Source organism: Kribbella sp. HUAS MG21, assembly GCF_040254265.1.
In the GTDB taxonomy this organism is placed as follows: Bacteria; Actinomycetota; Actinomycetes; order Propionibacteriales; family Kribbellaceae; genus Kribbella.
Genome location: NZ_CP158165.1, coordinates 2,811,609 through 2,831,298, shown reverse-complemented (window position 1 = coordinate 2,831,298; position 19,690 = coordinate 2,811,609). Strand labels below are relative to the sequence as shown.

General features: G+C 69.9%; 20 protein-coding genes and 1 tRNA gene. 6 read left to right on the top strand and 15 right to left on the bottom strand.

The genetic code is table 11. The features are described from left to right. Positions 1-7: 7 nt before the first annotated feature. Positions 8-457 carry a hypothetical protein gene (locus ABN611_RS13820; RefSeq protein ID WP_350280258.1) on the bottom strand — a complete coding sequence of 150 codons (450 nt, stop codon included), beginning with the start codon at positions 455-457 and terminating at the stop codon, positions 8-10. 35 nt (positions 458-492) lie between these two features. Then, positions 493-566, bottom strand: a tRNA-Gly gene (locus ABN611_RS13815). Positions 567-961: 395 nt separating this feature from the next. On the opposite strand from ABN611_RS13815, the gene ABN611_RS13810 reads away from it, so the two are divergent. After that, positions 962-1,402, top strand: a complete 441-nt coding sequence (locus tag ABN611_RS13810; protein WP_167204697.1) for a MarR family transcriptional regulator — start codon at positions 962-964, stop codon at positions 1,400-1,402. Between the two features lie 160 nt (positions 1,403-1,562). Further along, a complete protein-coding gene (dcd, locus tag ABN611_RS13805; RefSeq protein WP_350280257.1) occupies positions 1,563-2,138 on the top strand; it encodes a dCTP deaminase in 576 nt (191 codons plus the stop codon). Between the two features lie 51 nt (positions 2,139-2,189). Here dcd and ABN611_RS13800 read toward each other — a convergent pair whose 3' ends face one another. The 4 genes from ABN611_RS13800 to ABN611_RS13785 all read right to left on the bottom strand — a co-directional run bounded on the left by ABN611_RS13800 (position 2,190) and on the right by ABN611_RS13785 (position 5,772). Further along, complete coding sequence (locus ABN611_RS13800) at positions 2,190-3,695, bottom strand: hypothetical protein (protein ID WP_350280256.1); 1,506 nt, start codon at positions 3,693-3,695, stop codon at positions 2,190-2,192. Positions 3,696-3,824: 129 nt separating this feature from the next. Continuing rightward, complete coding sequence (locus tag ABN611_RS13795; RefSeq protein WP_350280255.1) at positions 3,825-4,064, bottom strand: hypothetical protein; 240 nt, start codon at positions 4,062-4,064, stop codon at positions 3,825-3,827. A gap of 101 nt (positions 4,065-4,165) precedes the next feature. After that, complete coding sequence (locus tag ABN611_RS13790; protein ID WP_350280254.1) at positions 4,166-5,002, bottom strand: DUF4097 family beta strand repeat-containing protein; 837 nt, start codon at positions 5,000-5,002, stop codon at positions 4,166-4,168. Beyond that, on the bottom strand, positions 4,999-5,772 hold the full coding sequence (locus tag ABN611_RS13785; protein WP_350280253.1) for a hypothetical protein: 774 nt from the start codon (positions 5,770-5,772) through the stop codon (positions 4,999-5,001). The genes ABN611_RS13790 and ABN611_RS13785 overlap by 4 nt, the downstream gene beginning before the upstream one ends. A 111-nt stretch (positions 5,773-5,883) precedes the next feature. On the opposite strand from ABN611_RS13785, the gene ABN611_RS13780 reads away from it, so the two are divergent. The 3 genes from ABN611_RS13780 to ABN611_RS13770 all read left to right on the top strand — a co-directional run bounded on the left by ABN611_RS13780 (position 5,884) and on the right by ABN611_RS13770 (position 11,629). Continuing rightward, positions 5,884-6,678: an SDR family oxidoreductase gene (locus ABN611_RS13780; RefSeq protein ID WP_350280252.1), complete on the top strand. Its 795-nt coding sequence runs from the start codon at positions 5,884-5,886 to the stop codon at positions 6,676-6,678. Positions 6,679-6,838: 160 nt separating this feature from the next. Next, positions 6,839-9,010, top strand: a complete 2,172-nt coding sequence (locus ABN611_RS13775) for a hypothetical protein (protein WP_350280251.1) — start codon at positions 6,839-6,841, stop codon at positions 9,008-9,010. Positions 9,011-9,106: 96 nt separating this feature from the next. Continuing rightward, entirely contained in the window at positions 9,107-11,629 is a 2,523-nt protein-coding gene (locus ABN611_RS13770; protein WP_350280250.1) for a polysaccharide lyase family 8 super-sandwich domain-containing protein, read from the top strand. Here ABN611_RS13770 and ABN611_RS13765 read toward each other — a convergent pair. The 9 genes from ABN611_RS13765 to ABN611_RS13725 are packed head-to-tail and all read right to left on the bottom strand — an operon-like array spanning position 11,607 to position 18,573. Continuing rightward, positions 11,607-12,083, bottom strand: coding sequence for a MarR family transcriptional regulator (locus ABN611_RS13765; protein ID WP_350280249.1), 477 nt, complete (start codon positions 12,081-12,083; stop codon positions 11,607-11,609). The genes ABN611_RS13770 and ABN611_RS13765 overlap by 23 nt on opposite strands. Then, positions 12,080-12,679, bottom strand: a complete 600-nt coding sequence (locus tag ABN611_RS13760) for a DJ-1/PfpI family protein (RefSeq protein ID WP_350280248.1) — start codon at positions 12,677-12,679, stop codon at positions 12,080-12,082. The genes ABN611_RS13765 and ABN611_RS13760 overlap by 4 nt, the downstream gene beginning before the upstream one ends. A 52-nt stretch (positions 12,680-12,731) precedes the next feature. Beyond that, positions 12,732-13,121 (bottom strand): type II toxin-antitoxin system VapC family toxin, encoded by a 390-nt coding sequence (locus ABN611_RS13755; RefSeq protein ID WP_350280247.1) that lies wholly within the window; start codon positions 13,119-13,121, stop codon positions 12,732-12,734. Then, positions 13,118-13,354 (bottom strand): hypothetical protein, encoded by a 237-nt coding sequence (locus ABN611_RS13750; RefSeq protein ID WP_350280246.1) that lies wholly within the window; start codon positions 13,352-13,354, stop codon positions 13,118-13,120. Before ABN611_RS13750 ends, ABN611_RS13755 begins: the two co-directional genes overlap by 4 nt. Before the next feature lie 52 nt (positions 13,355-13,406). After that, positions 13,407-14,552: an MFS transporter gene (locus ABN611_RS13745; RefSeq protein ID WP_350280245.1), complete on the bottom strand. Its 1,146-nt coding sequence runs from the start codon at positions 14,550-14,552 to the stop codon at positions 13,407-13,409. Then, positions 14,549-15,574: a MerR family transcriptional regulator gene (locus ABN611_RS13740; RefSeq protein WP_350280244.1), complete on the bottom strand. Its 1,026-nt coding sequence runs from the start codon at positions 15,572-15,574 to the stop codon at positions 14,549-14,551. Before ABN611_RS13740 ends, ABN611_RS13745 begins: the two co-directional genes overlap by 4 nt. A gap of 34 nt (positions 15,575-15,608) precedes the next feature. After that, a complete protein-coding gene (locus tag ABN611_RS13735) occupies positions 15,609-16,127 on the bottom strand; it encodes an AAA family ATPase (protein ID WP_350280243.1) in 519 nt (172 codons plus the stop codon). Between the two features lie 15 nt (positions 16,128-16,142). Continuing rightward, positions 16,143-17,294: an anhydro-N-acetylmuramic acid kinase gene (locus ABN611_RS13730; RefSeq protein WP_350280242.1), complete on the bottom strand. Its 1,152-nt coding sequence runs from the start codon at positions 17,292-17,294 to the stop codon at positions 16,143-16,145. A gap of 1 nt (position 17,295) precedes the next feature. After that, positions 17,296-18,573: an MFS transporter gene (locus ABN611_RS13725; protein ID WP_350280241.1), complete on the bottom strand. Its 1,278-nt coding sequence runs from the start codon at positions 18,571-18,573 to the stop codon at positions 17,296-17,298. Positions 18,574-18,759: 186 nt separating this feature from the next. Between ABN611_RS13725 and ABN611_RS13720 the strand changes: the two genes are divergently transcribed. Then, positions 18,760-19,659: an endo-beta-N-acetylglucosaminidase H gene (locus ABN611_RS13720; RefSeq protein ID WP_350280240.1), complete on the top strand. Its 900-nt coding sequence runs from the start codon at positions 18,760-18,762 to the stop codon at positions 19,657-19,659. Positions 19,660-19,690 lie beyond the last annotated feature (31 nt).

Here is a 19,690-nt window from a genome sequence, read left to right as displayed (position 1 = left end):
GAGCCGATCAGCCGAGCGCCGCGAGCAGGATCGACAGCACGGTCACGGCGAGGATTCCCCCGACCACGCCGAGGAGCACGCCGAGACCCTTCCGCTTCACCTTGCTGTGGCCGATGCTCCCGGAGGTGAACTGGTGGTACGGCGACGCGTAGAACACCGGCACCGCCTGGTTCGGCAACACCGTGCAGTCGAGCGCTGCCCTGCCGTAGGTGAGCATCCACTGCGAGTGGACGTCGATGTGCAGCGGTCCGGCGAACACCGGGATGTCGTTCCGGCCGTACTTGACCGGCACCGGGTGACCGTTCAGGTGCACGGTCGGCGGGATCATGTTCGACGTCAGCGCACTGCCCTGGATGGTCAGCTGCAACATCCCGGTCGGAACCTGCGGCTGCGGCGGCTGATACTGCTGCTGCGGCTGGACCGGCGATTGGAACTGCGGCGGCTGCTGGTGGCTCATGCGCCCACACGATATGTCAGAACATCGCTGCGCTGTGGAGCGGGTGACGGGAATCGAACCCGCACTGTCAGCTTGGGAAGCTGATGTTCTGCCATTGAACTACACCCGCGCGGCCGGTCTCCCGGCAGCGGTGAAGAGCATAGCCGATCCCGGGGCCCGCAACCACGTGGGGTCCGCGCGTCGAACACGATCACACCTGGTACGGGCAGGCCGGCCGCCGAGGAGCGTCCGCCGGGCGCGGGGCGAGCTGGGGGCGGCGGGTTGTTGCGGTGTCAGTCGGCCGGGGGCCGAAAGGTGGCCGAATGCATCGAAAAGGGGCTCGGGGGCGGTTTGCAGCGGGGGTTGTTGGGCAGTTTTTCACAAAGGGCACGTTCAGGACTGGGCAGGTCCGTCATCTTCTGGCAGATTAGAACGCGTTGCCGGGGGCAACATTCGACGCAACGTGAGGATACGGTCCTGGACCGGGCGAGATGGTTGCGGGGCAACTGGATGAAGGGGTGAACGGTGGCAACAGACGCAAGTGACGCGGTGGACAACCTGGAGAAGGAGCTCGTCACGCTGGCGCGGCGGCTGCGCGGTCTGCAGCGGACGCTGTCCGACGAGGCGCACCCGGACCTGGAGCCGGCGCAGTACGCGTTGCTGAACCACGTGGAGGAGCTGGCACCGGTGCGGATGGCCGACCTGGTGGCAGCGCTCGAGGTGGACAAGGGTCCGGTCAGCCGGGCCTGCGCGCGACTCGAGGAGGAGGGCCTGCTGAAGCGGGCGGCCGACAAGTCGGACGCGCGGGCGACGCTGCTGACGCTGACCGCGGCCGGCAAGCGCAAGCTGACGGCGGCCCGGAAGAAGCGGCACAAGGTGATCGAGGACCTGCTCAAGGACTGGTCGCCGACGCAGGTGAAGACCTTCGCCACCCAGGTGTCGAAGTTCAACAAGCTGGCCAACTGACGATAGTTGCCTCAGGCCCACGGTCTGGTGGTGCGATCTCCGCGCCGGAGAGCTGAGGGCTCCGGACGAGCCGCCACCAGACACCGGGAGACACCGGCAGCGGCCCGGGTCGGTGGGACTGACGCTGTGCGGATGAGCAGCACGCTGCTAACGTGCGACCGTGCTGCTCTCCGACCGTGACATCCTGGCCGAGCTCGACGCGAAGCGGGTCCAGCTGGATCCGTTCGATGCTGCGATGGTGCAGCCGTCGAGTGTCGACGTACGGCTGGACCGGTTCTTCCGGGTCTTCGAGAACCACAAGTACCCGCACATCGACCCGTCCGAGGAACAGCCCGACCTGACCCGTCAGGTGGAGCCCGAGGGCGAGGAGCCGTTCATCCTGCATCCCGGTGAGTTCGTCCTGGGATCGACGTACGAGCTGGTCACGCTGCCCGACGACGTGGCCGCCCGGCTCGAGGGCAAGTCCTCGCTGGGCCGCCTCGGCCTGCTCACGCACTCGACCGCCGGCTTCATCGACCCCGGCTTCTCCGGGCACGTCACCCTCGAGCTCTCGAACGTCGCCACGCTGCCGATCAAGCTCTGGCCGGGGATGAAGATCGGCCAGCTCTGCTTCTTCCGGCTGTCATCCCCCGCCGAGCATCCGTACGGCTCGGAGAAGTACGGCTCCCGCTACCAGGGCCAGCGCGGCCCGACCCCGTCCCGCTCCTACCGCAACTTCCACCGCACCGACATCTGACCCCGAACGCACAAGGACCCCGGGAACCTGCCCCGGGGTCCTTTCAGCGCGTCAGGCGGTCGGCTTGAGGAAGATGCAGATCGAGTCGACCTTGACGGTGGAGCCGTAGTCGGTGCCGGTCGGCAGCTGTTTGTAGACGCCGCCGTACGGCGAGACGGCCTCGGGCGACCGCGCCTTGCCGTCGAACAGGCCCATGTCACCGTTCCCCGGGGACTCGTTGCCCGCCGGCGAGTTGCTGTCGGACGGGCTGTCACCGGACGACGGCGTGTCCCCGGAGGACGGGCTGTCGCTCGAGGACGGGCTCGCCGAGGACGACCCGCTCGGCAGGTCCTCACCGGTCTTCGCGTCGAGCAGCACCGGCTGAGCCTCGGTCTGCGCGTAGACGACACCGTGGAAGGCCGCGGTCACCCGCGGTACGACGCGACTCGCGGACTTGCTGGAGAAACCCCAGACCTTCTTGCCGGTCGCGTCGTCGAAACCGATGAGCTCCTCGGGACCGCTGCGGATCGACTTGCTCATGCAGACGACCGCGCTCGCCTGGTCCGCGAAGCACTCGGTTGTGATGTCGGACTCCTGCGGGACCGTGGGCGCCGTCTGCGTCACCGCACCGGTCGACAGGTTGACCGCGAAGATCGCCTCGGTGCTCGTCCCCGCGTCGTAGTTCGTGTACTTCTTGCCGTAGAAGTACGCGTGCTGGGCGCCGCCGCCGAGCGGATTCAGGTAGGCCTGCTTCAGCGGGACCTGCTTCGTGACCTTGCCGCTCGCGCCGTCGACCAGCAGCACCGTGCCGTCGGCCGCCCGCTCCTCCTGCTTGCCCTTCGCACCCGCGACGACGCCGCCGTGCACCGCTGCCGGGTTCATGCCCGGCACGATCGTCGACTTCTGCGTCTTGGGGTCCGCGTACACCGTCTGGTAGGTCCCCGTCATGACGCTGCCGGCCGTGGTCACACCGATGGCGACCTGACCGGTCTCCGGGTCGAAGGCCTGGGTCTTGATGTTCGGGCCGCCGTTGTCGCCGGTGCCCTCCATCGTGCTCACCTTCGCGGACACTTCGGCGATCTTCTTCCCGGTCAGCACGTCGACCCAGTGGATCACGACCAGGCCCGCCGGCTTCTGCGTGCCGTTGCCCTTGTCTCCCTGGGCGTAGGCGACCACCGCGACGTCCTTGCCGTCGACCTTCACCGCCATCGGCTTGGACGCGTCGTAGACCTGGGTGGTCTCGGCCTCGGCGGACTTGACTGTCCATCGGTTGGTCGGATTGGCGACGTCGTGCCCCTTGAGTCCCGCCCAGTTGCCGACCAGCGCGACCTGGCCGGCGATGCCCATCTGGGCCTCGTCCAGGGAGGACTGTCCCTTCTCCTCGATCGCCGGATACGCCGCGGCGGGGGCGAAGGCCTTCGGCGGGTCGAAGGACGGGGCGGTCGGCGTGGACGGCGTCGCCGAGGTGGTGGACTGGTTGTTGTTGCCGGTGTCGGTGCCCGACTCGGACTTCTTGTCGTCGCCGCCGCAGCCGGCCAGCAGGATCAAGGCAGCGGTGACAGCCGTGGTTGCCACCATCGGACGCAGCATCGTTGGTTTCTCTCCCAGGTCGCCGAGAATGATCGACTGAACGCTAGCAGTGTCCTCGGGTCCGTCCGGGAGTTATCCACAGGCATTGCACCAACCTGCAGCAGCACCTCTGAGCCGTCAGCGGACGATCGAGAGGCCGGTACCGCGGTGCCGGGGCTTCGGGTCAGCCAGGGCCCGGGGGGCCGGCTCGGTCAGCCGGGCGGGCTCGAGCTTGTCGGCCAGCCGCCGCAGCGCGCTCGCCATCCCCTTCCGCGTACCGCCCCGGGTCCGCGCCCCGTCGTACAACGCCCGCTCCTCGGCCGCCCGCACCCGCTCGGCGACACGGAACCGGGCAATCTCCTCGTGGTCGGTGATCATGACGTTCTCCCCTCACGTTGTCCCCGTGCTGTCCTGTTTTCGGCAGTGCTGCACCCAGGTCCCGCCCCCAGTGGCGGGACCTTGTGCGGTTGTTGCTGAGGTCAGACCTTGACGACGGTGATGTCGCCGGAGACCGTTCGGGCGCGCAGCATCAGCGCGCGCTCGCCCTCGGCGGGCTTCTGGCCGGGCTGCAGGTCGCAGCGGATCCGGCCGGTCACGGTCTTCAGGTCCAGGTACGCCGGGAGCCCGTCCGGGACCCCGATCTGTACGTCGCCGCGCGCCGTCTCGGCCTGGACGCTCGGCCCGTCGGCGATCTCGACCTTGACGTCGCCGGAGCCGGAGGTGGCGACCGAGTGGTCGCGGATCCGCTCGATGGTGATGTCCCCCGAGCCGACCTTGACGGAGGTGGGACCGGCGGCGTCGCCGATCGTCACGTCACCGGAGCCGGTGCTCAGGCCGAGCGCGTCGCCGGCCTCCTCGATGTCGATCGAGCCGGAGCCGGTGCCGGCCCGGACCGCGCCGGCGGCCTGGCCGACCTTCACGTCGCCACTGCCGGTGCTGATCCCGAGGTCCTGCTCGGCCCTGGCCAGCCGGACGTCGCCGGAACCGGTCGAGAGCCGCGCGGAGCCGAGCGGGACGTCGGCGAAGATGTCGCCGGAGCCGGTCTTGACCCGGGCGTCGAGCACCTCCGAGGTGGCGATCCGGACCGTGATCTCCGGTCCGCGCCGGACGTTCCGCGGGCTCTCGACGATCAGCTCGCCGTCGGCGACCTCGAAGATCACGCCCTCGTCGTCGCCGTCGACCTCCATCGACACCGCCGTGCCCTTGCCGTCCGGGTTCGGCCCGATCTCGACCAGGCCGGAGCCGATCTCGATCCGGATCCGCTCGATCCGCTCGTTCTCGTCGTCGGTGTACTGCGTCGCGCTCCGGTCGCTCATTCCGCCCATCCCGTCAGTCGCTGGCCCGGGCCGTGGCCGCCGCGGCGCCGTTCCTTGTCGTCCCGCCGCCGGTCCTTGTCCTCGCGGCGGCGGTCCCGGTCCTCCCGGCGCCGGTCGCGCTCACGCCGGCCGCGGTCGGGGCCGAACAAGCCCTCCTCGCCGAACGGGCCGCTCGGGCCGAACACGCCGTTCGGGCCGAAGACCCCGTCGGGGCCGAGCGGTCCGTTCGGGCCCAGCGGGCCCTCGGGACCGAACACCGGGCCGCGCGGCGGCCGCGGCGGGCGCGGCGCGCGGGGTCCGCGGCGGCGCTCGCTGAGCTCGGTCATCACGGTGCGCATCAGCCAGGCGTTCGAGGAGATGCCCTCGGCGTTCGCGGCCTCGTCCACCTTGTTCTTGATCGACATCGGCAGCCGCAGCGTGATCCGGGCGGTCGGCTCGTCGGCGTCCGGCACGAACTGCTCGGCCGTCTCGTCCTCCGCCTCGTCCTCGATGTCCTCGTCGGTCTCGTCCGGACCGGTCAGCTGGCTGGGCGCCGGCGTGACCACGAACTCCGGGCGGCCGCCGGCCATCCGGAGCTCGACCGACCCCGGGGACAGCTCGCGGCTGATCTCCCCGGCGGCGTCGGACAGGGCTGAGATGAGGGCCAGGCGGCCCGCGTCATCCAGCGTGGCCCCGAGGCGCTGTGCCACGGAGCGGGTTTGCTCGTCGGCCAGGGCGGTCGCGTTCTCGACGCTCCGCCGGACCGACTCGAGGTAGTGGTCAAGTTCCATGACAGCAAGCATGACGTCATCATGACGTCACTGTCAACCCCTTTGATGTCACGAGGTCGTCAGGATGGCGTCAGGCGCAGAATGTCGGCAGCCGTCGACAGGAGGAAAAGCGTGTCCAGAGGAGTACTGATCACCGGTGCGTCGCGGGGCGTCGGAGCGGCCGCTGCACAGGCGTTCGCGAGAGCCGGCGACCGGGTCGTGCTGCACTGCCGGGGCGCCGTCGAGCGCGCCGAGGAGATCCGCGCCGGGCTGCCCGGCGACGGCCACGCGGTGGTCGCGGCGGACCTCGGCGATCCAGCCGGAATCCCTTCCCTGGTTGAAGAATCGGCTGCGTTGCTAGGTCGTGTCGACGTGCTCGTGAACAACGCGGCGATGTTCGTCGACGAGCCGGTCGCGGGCTCCCGGCGGGTGGGTCACCCGCTGGCCGAGACGTCGTACGACGAATGGGTCGCGACGTGGCGCCGTACGTTGGCCGTCAACCTCGAGGGCGCCGCGCACGTGACCTGGTGTGTGGCGCGGCAGATGCTCGACACGGAGCCCGCGGCGGGCGTACGGCGGGGTGCGATCGTCAACGTGGGATCCCGCGGGGCGTACCGCGGTGAGCCCGACGTGCCGGCGTACGGCGCCTCGAAGGCGGGACTGCACTCGCTCGGGCAGTCGTTGGCGGCATCGTTGGCGCCGTATGACATCACGGTGACGTCAATCGCGCCGGGGTTCATCGCCACCGACATGACCGAGAGCTTCCTGGCCGGGCCCGGCGGCGACGCGATCCGGGCGCAGAGCCCGTTCGACCGGGTCGCCGCGGCGGAGGAGGTCGGGAACGCGATCCACTGGCTCGCCTCGCCCGACGCGAACTGGGCCAGCGGCGCGGTGCTGGACTTCAACGGGGCGTCGTACCTGCACTGAGGGCGCTGATTGGGACGGAACCGTAACAGATCCCTGTGCGATCAGTTAGTCAGTGACAACGGGTGAGCTTTCGGATACCTGGAGAGTGGTCCGGACCTGCGATCCCGTCGTCCGGCCCACCCGTCCGTGGCCGGGCTCGTCGTACAACGGGAGCCTCTTCATGCGTTTCGCCCGCATCACCCTGGGTCTGCTGCTGGCACTGGGCGGCCTGGTCGTCGCCGCCGCCGGCGCCTTCGCGGCCTTCTGGCTCGTCGGCCCGGACAACACGATCTCGACGCCCGCCCGCGAGTTCGACAGTTCGGGGCTGGCGGTGGTCACCGCCCCGGCGCTGCTCGACCGGCACGGGCCGACGCTGCGCGTCACCGCGTCCGGCGACAAGCCGCTGTTCGTCGGCGTCGCGCAGGACCTGGATGTCCGCGACTACCTTTCGGGGGCCGCGCACACCCGGCTGGTGAACTTCGACCCGCCGGCCACGTTCGGCACGCAGGAACTGAAGGGCCGCACCGGCAAGCTGACGCCGCCCGGCGAGCTGGACTGGTGGGTCGCGCACTCCGCGCCCGGCTCCCAGTCGCTCGCCTGGCCGATCCAGGACGGCCGGTACGACGTCGTCGTGATGAACGCGGACGGTACGCCGGCGGTCGGCGCGCAGGTCACGTTCGGCGTCCAGGTGAACCGCCTGTTCGGCATCTGCCTGCTGGTCCTCGGCGCCGGTGTGCTGGTTCTCGCCCTAGGCCTGACCCTCATCCTCCGCCGCCGCCCGACCAAGGCCCCCGAAAAGCTCAAGGACACCACCGAGATCCCCGTCATCAAGAACCAGCGCATCCCGGTCCTCGTCTCCACCGCCCCAACCCCCGACCGGAACGCTCCCGCCTACCGCGTCTCCCCCTTCGCCCCCGACCGCGTCAGCCCGTTCGCGCCGGAAAGAGTCAGCCCCTTCGCTCCCACACCGGCCGCGGCCGAACAACTCCAGTCCGAGGAGGCCGCGCCCGAGCACCCGGCAGCGCAGCCCGAACCGATCGAGCACCCGGCAGCGCTGCCCGTACCGACCGAACCAGCACCCGCCCAGCCGGCAGCCGAGCAGCCAGCGCCCGCCCAGCCGACGCCCGCCGCCCGGCCCGCTCCTGTCCGGCCCGCTCCGGTCGCGCTGCCGGCGGCGCCGATGTTCATGACGCCGGCCGCGGTTGCCCGGGCCAAGTCCCCGGCGCTGATCGGTGCCGGCGCCTCGGCACGGAACGACCGGACGACGTACGACGTACCGTCCATCGCCGAGCCGACCGCCGAGAGTGATGGTGCGGAGACTGTGCCGTTGGCGGATTCGCCGGAGTTTGTGAAGAGTGATGAGGCGGTTCGGCGGACGGCGGCCTTGTTGGCCAGTGGGGCCTTGTTGTTGACGGCTACCAGTTGTGGGTTGGTGCCGGCGAAGAACTCGATGGCCGCGGTGGACAGTCGGCCGGCGGTGACGCTCGCCGACGCGCAGGCTGTCGTGCAGCGGTACAACGAGGTCAACAACCGCGCCAACCAGACCCGCGACGCCAAGCTGGCTGCGACCATCGAGGGCAACCCGACGCTCGCGCAGACCGAGGCCGGGTTCGTGATCGGCCGCAAGCTCGACGCCGCCGGCAAGGAGGTGTCGAAGCCGTTCAGCTACACCGACCCGGAGATCGGCGCGCCGCAGTTCACCGCGTACCCGATGCGCTTCGTCGTCAGCTCCGGCGTCTCGGACGCCCCGGGCAGCCGCCAGTTGGGTGTCTGGCAGCGGGAGAGCGCCGGCGGCCCGTGGAAGCTGACCCACTCGGTCTACCCGTCGAAGTCGGTCGAGCCGCCGTCCGTCGACGGCCTCCGCACCCCCACCGTCGCCGACCTGAACCAGCTCCGGTCCCAGCCCGCGAGCGTCGCCAAGGACCTCGCCGCCTACCTCACCGGAGGCGCGAAGTCGCCGCAGGCGAAGCTGTTCACGCCGTCCCCCGGCCTCGCCAAGCTGCTCGAGCTGCGCGCGAAGTCGAAGGCGAGCGACACCGCGGAGCCGTACATCGCGAGCGTCACCGACACCTTCGCCCCGTCCGGCGCCCCGCTGACCTTCATCACGTCCTCCGGTGACGCGCTGGTGTTCCTGTCGCTCACCGAGCGGTACCTGCAGCGCGTCGAGCCGGGCTCGAACGCGTACTGGACCAGCGGCGAGGCGACCGCGTTCAGCAACATGGTCAAGTACACGCAGAACCTGTACCAGGACTACCTGCACCAGGTCGCGCTCGTCATCCCGGCGAAGTCGTCCGGGACCGCCGTCCAGATCCTCTCGGTCGACCCGCAACTGGTGGGCGCCGGCGGCGCCTGACGTTCCGCCCGAAAGACGGCAGCAAGCGGTTGCCGAAAGATAGTTCCGACTGGTTCACTCCCCGGGTTAGGTTTTCCCATCCGCCCGGGAGTACCAGTGGACCTCACGCGCCGCCACCTGCTGTCCTTTGTCCCCGCCACCGCACTCCTGGCCGCGGTCAACCCGGCCCCGGCCGCCCACGCGACAACCGCAGCAACTGCCGCCAAGGACCTGATGACCGCCGGACCGACCCAGCTGCTCACCAACGCGATCGCGATCTACGCCGGTACGGCGGAATCCAACGCCCGCCCCGAGGTCGCCGCCAAGGTCGCCGCGATGGACAGCACCGCCCGCACCTGGCTGGCCGCCCTCGACCGCGCCGGCACCGGCGAGCTCTTCGCGGGCCTCCCGCTCGGCACCAGCGACCCGAACCTGAGCGCGTCGTACCAGCACCTGTACGAACTCGCCCTCGCCTTCCGCCGCCCGGGCCCGGCCTCCGACCTGCAGGGCAACGAGCAACTCCGGGCGCGGATCGCGGAGAAGCTCGGCTGGCTGCACGACACCTACTACGGCGACCAGTCGAAGGGGTACTACGGCAACTGGTTCACCTGGGAGATCGGCATCTCGACGTTCGTCTCCAAGACGCTCGCGCTGATCGACGCCCCGGCCGAGTTGATCACCCGGTACGTCGCCTCGATGGACGCGTACCTGCGCAACGGCAAGGACGGCGACGTCGACCTCGACTCGCGCTTCCACACCGGCGCGAACCTTGTCGACATCACCGCGAACCGCATCCTCCAAGGCGCACTGCTGAACGACGACGCGCGGATCCGGAAGGCGCTGCGGGACCAGTTCACGGTCTTCGCGACCGTCGACCCGTACAACCTCCGGCACGGCGTCACGGACGGGTACTACGCGGACGGCTCGTTCATCCAGCACGCGTCGGTCGCGTACACCGGCTCGTACGGCAAGGGCCTGCTCAGCCGCGTCGTGCAGACCGTCAAGGTGCTCGCCGGGACGGAGTACGCGCAGAGCGACGACCTCGTCGGCGTGGTGCAGGGTTGGGTGGAGCACGGGTTCGCGCCGCTGATCTTCGAGGGCTGGATGATGGAGATCGTCAAGGGCCGCGCGGTGTCCCGGACCACCACCGGGTACGCCGATGTCGCGGTGATCGTGGAGGCGGTCGTCGACCTGGCCGACTACGCGACCGGCGCCGACGCGGCCCGGCTGAAGTCGTTCGCGAAGTTCACCGCGCAGCCGACGATCAACCCGAACAGCTTCGCGTCGCCGGTCAGCATCGCGCGGTTCGCGGACCTGAAGGCGGACCCGTCGATCGTGCCGGCCGATCTCAACCCGGCGGCGAGTACGACGGCCTTCAACGCGATGGACCGGACGGTCCACCGGCGGCCCGGGTACGCGTTCGCGCTGTCGCGGAACTCGGAGCGGATCAGCAAGTACGAGTACATGAGCGGCGAGAACCTGATGCCGTGGTTCCAGGGCGACGGCGCGCACTACCTGTACCTGGCCGGTCAGGACCAGACGCAGTCGTACGGCATCGACTACTTCACCACCGTGTCGCCGTACGCGCTCGCCGGGGTCACCGCGCCGGTCGAGACCCGCAAGACGATCCCGGAGCTGTACGGGAAGGCGTACTACGACAACCCCGCGCTCGGCTTCACGCCGTCGTCGGAGTCGCAGAACACCTACGTGTACTTCCCGGTCGGCACCAACGGGTACTCCGGCGGCGCGACGCTCGGCGCGTACGGCGCGGTCGGCTGGGTGCAGTCCGACGACTTCGCGTACGCCTCGCGCGACGAACTGCCGCCCGACTTCGTGGTCTACAAGAACGCGTCGTCGACGAAGTCGTGGTTCCTGCTCGATGACGAGATCGTGGTCCTCGCGGCCGGTGTCCGCGACGCGGACCGCGCGGTGACGACCACACTGGACACCCGTATCGCCGGCGCGTCCGACCCTGTCACGATCACCGGCGTACGACGGGATGGCGGGCCGTGGAGCGGCGCCGGAACGGTCGACCCGCGGTGGCTGCGCTACACCAACGGCTCCGTCGCGGTCGGGTACCACTTCCTCCAGCCGACCCAGCTCTCGGTCGATCTCCAGACCGTCACCCGCAGCCGCAGAGTCGTCCGGACGTCCAACCCGGACACCGCGGTCACCAAGCAGGTCTTCGCGCTGACCGTCAGCCAACCGGCCGGTCCGGCGCGGACGTTCGCCTACGCATTGGTGCCCAACGCAACAGAATCGGCGCTGCGCTCGTACCAGCACGGCCGCCTCCGCCTGCTGTCCAACACGACTCGGCTCCAGGCGATCGAACACCTGGGCCTGCGCCTGACCGCCGCCAACAGCTTCACCCCGGGCACCCACCACCTTCCGGGGCTGACCGTCGACGGTCCCGCGTCACTGATCGTTCGTCGCGAGACCGGAAGCGTGCACGTCGCTGTCTCCGATCCCACGACGCAGCGCGACACGGTTACGCTCAACCTGCCCGCGCAGTACCTGAAGGCCGCGACTCCCGTCGACGGAGTACGAGTGGCGCGCACGATCGCCGGGACCCGGCTGACGTTCACCACCCGGCACACCTACGGCAGGAGTCTCGCGATCAAGCTTCTTCCAGCTTGGTGATCAGGGCCTGCAGCGTCGCGAGCGTCGTCCGGAGATCGTCGAGGTCGACGGACGCCGCGACGTCGTCGCCCCACGGGTGCTGGGCGATCGAGATCTGCCGGATCGCCCAGTAGCCGGCCTCCGTACACGCGAGCAGCTTGGCCCGGCGGTGGGCCGGATTCGGCCGGTACTCCGCGAGGCCACGCTCGACCAGCAGGTCAGCGATCCGCTGGACGCCCTGCCGACTGACGCCCATGATCCGCCCGACGTCCGCCACCGAACGCGGCTCGTCGAGGACGCCGCCGAGCACCTGCCACCAAGCCGCCGTCAGGCCGCCGTGCGCGGCGAGGCCCTGCGCCGCCTCCATCAGCCGCGCGTTCAGCCGGAAGGTGGCGAGGACGACGTCCGTCAGCACCACCCCACCCTCCGACTGCTTCGCCGGTTTCGGCCACTCCTCCCGCGGTGGAACGGTCATCCGACCAGATTCGCGTACACCGCCGGGTCGGCGCGATGGAACACGCCCTCGTACGCCTCCAGCTTGCGCTCGTCCGCGAGCCCGAGCCGCTGCAGCACCGCCCGCGCGAACTGCACCGGCGAGTCCGGCCCGGCCGTGATCAGGTTTCCGTCGACGACCGCGCGCGCGTCGACGTACCCGTCCGCGCCCTGGTAGCCGGTCGCCTGCAGGTACTCCTTGGCCGCGCTCGTGTGCTGCCGCCCGTCGAGCACCCCGGCCCGCGCCAGCCCCGCCGTCGCCCCGCAGATCGCCGCCACCGGTACGCCGGCATCCAGGAACTGCCCCGCCAGCTTCGCGAACGCCTCGCCGCCCCCTTCGTCCCAGTGCGCCGACCCGGCCAGCACCAGCAGATCGCCCTCGTCCGGCGCCACATCCGCGATCGTCACATCCGGCACCACCCGCAACCCACCCATACTCACCACCGGCTCCAGCGACTCCCCCACCGTCACCACCGACCACGGCACCCCGGTGAACCTGCCCGTCCGCAGCTCCACCGTCAGATGCCCGATCTCCCAGTCCGCCATCGTCTCGTACACCGCTACATACGCTGTCCTCATAGACAACATGTTGTCATTACGACAACATGCTGTCAAGAGTGTCGATGGCCACTCAGGACGGCATGTCCACCGTGAGACCTGCTGACGCGGCCGCATCGGCGAGGCGCTTGTCATAGGTGACGAACGAGGTCAGCGGGTTGATGCGCAGCGCGGTCGCCAGGTGAATCGCGTCCAGGCTCCGCACCATTGCCGGACGGACGGTCTGCGCCAGGATCCGGGTGCCGGCATCCAGTTCACGGAGGTCGATGAGATCGAGGACCCGAGGCAGCCTGACCACTGCTTCCGGAGCATGCCGCGCGAGGGCGCGGAACGACTCGATCTCCGCCAGCACCGAGCTCACCCACGACGTCTCGGCCCGCTCGTCGAGCCAATCACGCAGCGCAGGGGACTCCTTCTCCGCATGGACAAGCTTCACGACGGCGGCCGAGTCGAGATAGATCACCAGTGCTCGCCGTCCCGCTCCCGGGAGAGCTCGGCGCCGACGTCGACGCCGTCCGGCTCCCCGATCGGCATCCGCAGCACCGCCCGCCGCATCTCCGCGGCGCGCTCGCGGCGCAGAGCCGCCTCGAGCACCGCCTGGCGGATCACGGCCGAGCGCGAACTGCCGTCGTGCGTCAGCACCGCGAGGGCATGCTCGGTCTCCGCGTCGGTACGAATGGTGATGGTGTCGGCCATGGCACGAGTGTAAGACCAATCGTCTTACAACTCCAGAGATGCGAAATCGAGTTCAGGTTCGCAGCAGGATCAAGCCGGCCAGGGCGGTTGCGGTGGCGGCCAGAGGGAGGGCGTGGTGGAGGTCAAGGGTGGCGAGGAGGTTGGTGGAGGCGATCAGGGGGACAGTCTGGGCGAACGACAGGAGCGACTGCAGGCGGGTCAGGTGGGATTTCGGGGTACTGCGGACGAAGGCTGGGGCCAGGTGTGCGGTGAAGAGGCCTATGCCTACGCCTTGGACTACGGTCGCGGCGACGGCTACTGGGACGGATGGCGCGAAGGTCAGGGCGGCGATGCCCAGTGCTGCCACGAGGCAGCCGAGGCCGCCCGCGGTTCCGGCGCGGTCGAAGGTGCCGAAGCGCGCGACCAGGACCGTCACCAGCAACCCGCCGCACACGTTGCCTGCGACAACGAAACCTGCCTGGCCGGCCGACCAGCCCTGCGATCGCGCGAGCAGCGGGACGCACAGCGAGGTCACCGGCAGCACGAAGGCGGCCACCAGTGCGACCACGAGCAGGATCCGCCGGAGTACCGGTTCGGCGGCCGCGACCCGCAGCCCGTCGAGCGCCGACCGGACCATAGAGGGGCGCTCGGCCGGCGGCGGTACGTCGTACGGCGGTCTGAGCAGGAGCAGTACGACGAACTGGACCGCGAACGTGGCGCCGTCGACCATGAGCGCCCCGACCAGCCCGACAGTCGCGACCAGCACTCCGCTGAGCGGACCTCCGGCCAGCGTCACGAGCTGAGTGGCCGATGTTCGCAGAGCCATTGCTCTAGGCAACTGATCGTCGGAGACGAACAGCCGCGGCAGGACACCGGCCGCAGGCAACGCAAAGGCATCCACAGTGCCGACGACGATCGCCGCGGCGAGCAGTACGCCCGTCGAGACTCCGCGAACGCCGACCACGGCGGCCAGCAGGAAGCAGCAGCCACCGACGACCGCACTACACCCGAGCAGCAGGCGCCGCGGGCCGACGCGGTCGCCGAGGACGCCGCCGAGCAGGAGCAGTACGGCGCGCGGCAGCGTGAACCCGGTCAGCACGAGCGCGGCAACCTGCGGCCCGATGCCCGTCGCGGCCCAGCCGAGCGCGAAGAACAGGACCGTGTCGCCGAGAACCGAGAGTGTGGAGCCTGCCAGCCAGCCGTAGTACGACCGGTTCACCCGTCCAGCCGGACGGGCATCACGAGCGTGGTGAAGGTGCCTTGGTCCGCCGACCGCACGACGACCGGCCGCGCGGGCTCGCCGATCTCGAGCAGCACGTCCGGCCCGACACTCGCCTCGAGCGCCGCGGCCAGCAGGCTCGCGGTGAACCCGATCCGCACCGCCCCGGTCCCGATCGCGTCGAGCTTCACCTCGTCGCCGATCCGCAAGCTCTCCGCATCGATGTCCAGGGCAACAACATCCCGCCCGGCGAGCGCGTCCAGCAGCGCCACCCGGTCCACTACCACCCGGCAGGCCGGCGGCGTCAGCCCGTCCAGGATCTGCTCGTACGCCGGATACTCCGCGTCCACCACCCGCAGCACGCGCGACTCGTCGCCGCGCACGAGCGTCAGCCCGCCGTCCACCTCCACCCGCACCACGTCAGCCGCCGCGACCCACCGAGTCAGCCCGGCCAGCTCGTCAGCCCGTACGAGCACCCGCCCACGGGCCCCACCGAACTCCAGAGGCCGCACCGTCCGCACCGCCAACCGGTAACGATCGGTCGCCACAAAGGTGATCTCGTCCGCCGACAACTCGACCAGCACACAACTCAACGCCGCCGCGAACTCCCCCGCGTCAGCGTCGGTTGCCGCAGTGGGCGTGACTTGGCGAATGGCACTGGCCAGTTCGGGACCGCCCAGTAAGGCTGTTGTCTGCTGCGAGAGCAGGTGGGTGAGCAGGCGGGTGGCCGCGGTCCTGGTCGCGGTGGACTTGGCCTCCAGCGTGCGGAGGTGCGAGCGGACGAGCTCGGCGACCTCCGCGGCCGGCGCGTCCAGGGCGACGCGCACCTCGGGGAGCGGGAGGTCGATCTCGCGCAGGTCGCGCAGCAGGCGCGCGCGGTCGGCCTGGGACGGGTCGTAGTACCGGTAGCCGTTCGTCGCGTCGACCTCGGCCGGCGGGAGCAGGCCGCAGTCGTCGTAGAACCGCAGGGCACTCGGCGCCAGCCCCACCCGCCGGGCGAACTCACTGATCGTCAACCTCATGCGGCCGACCCTGACCCTTGCAGCAACTCGAAGGTCAACTGCGGAACCGGCCCCACAGGCTCAGCGTCTTGCCGAACCGCTCGCCGCGCAGCCACTCGAGGATGCTCTTCGCGCACCGCTCCGGCGCGACGTCCCCGCGCACCGACCTGGGCACGAGCTTGCGGATCTCCGCCGCGTCCGCCAGCGCCTCCGCGATCTGGTCCTCCGCCCAGCCCCGTTGCGCCAGCCGCTTCCGCCGTACGGCGTCCGCGCAGTCGAGGTGCAGCCACCGGCCCTCGGGCAGCTGGCTCGGCAACCCCGGCGTCAGCAGCAGCACCGGGATCCCGGACCGCCGGATCAGCTCGGTGATCCGCAACCACAGGCCGTTGTACGCCGGCCAGATCGGCTCCGCGGTCGGGCTCGCGATGTCGATCCCGAGCAGCCGGCCGTTGTCGTCCAGCAGCTCGTCCATGTCCATCACGACCAGGTTCCCCGGACTCAGCCGGACCAGCTCCGGCACGACCGTCGACTTCCCCGAACCGGGCGCCCCGGTCACCACGAACAACCTCGTCACAGGAATAGTGTGCGGTCAGTCGACCACGAGGCGCACTGGAGGGCGCGCTTCGCCGGTGATCGTGGGCAGACCGCTGAGACCGGGGGTGACCGAGCCGAGCACGCTGGAGTGCCGGGCGCCGGTGCAGCTCGGGACCGTACCGCCCAGGCCGTGCACGGTGAGGAACCCGAGGATCGCGAACGCGTAGGCCTCCTTCGCCGCCGACGGCACGCCCAGCTCGTCGGTGGTCCGGACCGGAATCTCCAGCTCGTCCGCGAGCAGGTGCATCAGCACCGGGTTCCGGATGCCGCCACCCGACGCGACCACCTCGGTCCCGCCGTACCGCCGTACGGCGTCCGCGACCGTCCGCGCGGTCAGCGTGGTCACCGTGGCGACCAGGTCCTCGGCCGGGATCTCGGGCAGGCCCTCCATCGCGCGCGCGACGTACGAGAGGTTGAACAGCTCCTTGCCCGTCGACTTCGGCGCCGGGCGTCCGTAGTACGGCTCGGCCAGCAGCCGCGCGAGCAGCTCCTCGTGCACTTGCCCGCGCGCCGCCATCACCCCGTCCGCGTCGAACGGTCGCCCGGTCAGGTCCGTCACGACCGCGTCGATCAGCGCGTTCGCCGGACCGGTGTCGAAGGCAACCGGTTCGCCGTGTACGACGGTGATGTTCGCGATCCCGCCGAGATTCAGCGCCACCGGTACGCCGGGACGCCCGCGCAGCCACAGCACGTCGATGATGCTGACCAGCGGCGCCCCCTGGCCTCCGGCCGCGACGTCGCGCGCCCGCAGGTCGGACACGACCGGTACGCTGGTGGCCTCCGCGATCCAGGCCGGCTGACCGAGCTGCAACGTACCGCGCACCGACCCGCCATCGACCCAGTGGAACATCGTCTGCCCGTGCGACACGATCAGGTCCGCGTACCCGCCGCACAGCTGCTCGATCGCCTGCTGGGCGACGGCCGCGAACGCCTGCCCGATCCCGGTGTCGAGCCGGCACACCTGCTCCATGCTCGCGGGCGCCGGCGGCAGTGCGGCCGCGACCGCCGCCCGCAGCTCGTCGGGGTACGGCTGACTCAGCATGCCCAGCGGCGTCAGCACCAACTGGTCCCCGTCCAGCCGCAGATCCGCGGCGGCGGCGTCGATGGCGTCGTACGACGTCCCGGACATCAGGCCGATCACTCGCATGTCAGTCCCGCAACTCCCGTCGGTAGTCGTCACCCCGCAGTGTGAGCAATGCGATCACACTCACCGCGCACGTGACCACCACGTACCAGGCCGGGATGTCGACGTTCTTGGTCCGCTTGATGAGCTCGGTGATGATCAGCCCCGCCGAGCCGGAGAACACCGCGTTCGACAACGAGTACGCCAGGCCGAGGCCTGTGTACCGCGCGCGGGTCGGGAACATCTCCGCGAGCATCGCCGGTCCCGGCCCTGCCATCAGTCCCACGACGAACCCGGCCACGAACACCGCGAGCCCCTTGGCCGCGTTCCCCGACTCCTTGTCCTGCAGCAGGTTCATCAGCGGGAACGCCAGTACGACGACCAGCGCCGCGCCGGCCACCATCACCGGGCGCCGCCCGATCCGGTCGCTCAGCCAGCCGGCCGGGAGGATCGAGACCGCGAAGCCGGCGTTCGCGAGCACGGTCGCGACCAGCGCCTGCTGGAACGTCGCGTTCAGCGTCGCCTGCAGGTACGACGGCATCACCACGAGGAACGTGTAGCCGGCCGCCGACCAGCCCATCAGGCGGCCGATGCCGAGCGCGATCGCCTTCGCGACCTCACCGGCGCCGGCCGGCCGCGGCTCCTCCTGGACCCGCGTGAAGCTCGGCGTCTCGTCGAGCTTCAACCGCAGCCACAGCGCCACCAGACCGAGCGGCAACGCGACCAGGAACGGCACCCGCCAGCCCCAGTCCGTCAACGCTTCCTTGCTCAACACGGTCGCGAGGATCGCGGCGAGACCCGCGCCCGCGAGCAGCCCGAGCGCGACGGTGAACGACTGCCAAGCGCCGTACAGACCGCGCTTCGTGCGCGGCGCGAACTCGGTCATGATCGACACCGCGCCGCCGAACTCACCGCCCGCCGACAGCCCCTGCAGCGCGCGCACCAGGGTCAGCAGCCACGGCGCGGCCGCACCTACGGTCGCGTACGTCGGCAGCAGCCCGATCAGCGTGGTGGACAGCGTCATCAGTAGCAGCACCAGGATCAACGTCGGCCGCCGCCCGATCCGGTCGCCGACCCGTCCGAACACCGCGGCCCCGATCGGCCGGAAGAAGAACGCCAGCGCGAACGAGGCGTACGTCTTGATCAGGCTCTCGGCGTCACTGGTCGCCGTACTGCTGAAGAAGTTCGCGGCGATGACGGTCGCGAAGAACCCGTAGGCCCCGAACTCGTACCACTCGACGAAGTTCCCGACGGTTCCCGCCACCAACGACCGGCGGGTCCTGACCTCGGTAGCGCTGCTCATCCGCTCCTCTTCCGTAACTTTTTCCCACCCCCGAACACCATCTTGGTCCATGACTAACCGATCCGCGACCCCGCGCGCCACCTCTTGACACCACGTCCGCGACGGCTCGATGATTAGCATCCGCTAAACCGGTTTATCTGATCGGTGCGGCGACCGCCCACCTGTTGATGAGGAGTCGATCAGCTCATGAAGCGAAGGACCCTGTTGTCAGCCCTGGCCGCCGGGAGTGCGGCGGCCGCCACCGGCGTCGCGCTGCCCGCCGAAGCCGCCGGCAAGCGCCGGCCGCGGGCCAAGAACGGCCCGATCACCGTCGCGTACATCGAGGTCAACAACGAGAGCATGCTGAACGCCGGCAGGTACACGCTGGCGACCAGCGGCGCGCAGGTGATCGACATCGCGCTGATCTTCGCGGCGAACATCAACTACGACGGCACCAACGCGTACCTGCACTTCAACGACCAGGTCACCAACGTCCTGAACAACGTCGCGACGCAGGTCCGCCCGCTGCAGCAGAAGGGCATCAAGGTCCTGCTGTCGATCCTCGGCAACCACCAGGGCGCCGGCTTCGCGAACTTCCCGAACCAGGCGGCCGCGGACGCGTTCGCCCAGCAGCTCGCGGACGCCGTGAACCAGTACGGCCTGGACGGCATCGACTTCGACGACGAGTACGCCGAGTACGGCAACAACGGCACCGGCCAGCCGAACGACTTCTCGTTCGTCTACCTGGTGCAGGCCCTGCGCGCGAAGCTGCCGAACAAGCTCATCACGCTCTACGACATCGGCCCCGCGTCCGAACGTCTCAGCTACAACGGCCAAAGCATCGCGAACACCTTCGACTACGCCTGGAACCCGTACTACGGCACCTGGGCGGTCCCGAGCGGCCCGAGCGACAAGTCCCGGCTCTCCCCGGCGGCGGTGTCCTACACGGCCACCAGCTCGAGTACGGCGGCATCGCTGGCACAACGCACCGTCAACGAGGGCTACGGGGTCTTCCTGACGTACAACCTCACGTCGGCCAACACGGCGTCGTACATGAGCGCCTTCACCCAGAAGCTCTACGGCAGCGCGACGGTCTACAAGCCCTGAAAACAAAGGGATGGCCGGCGCACTGCCGGCC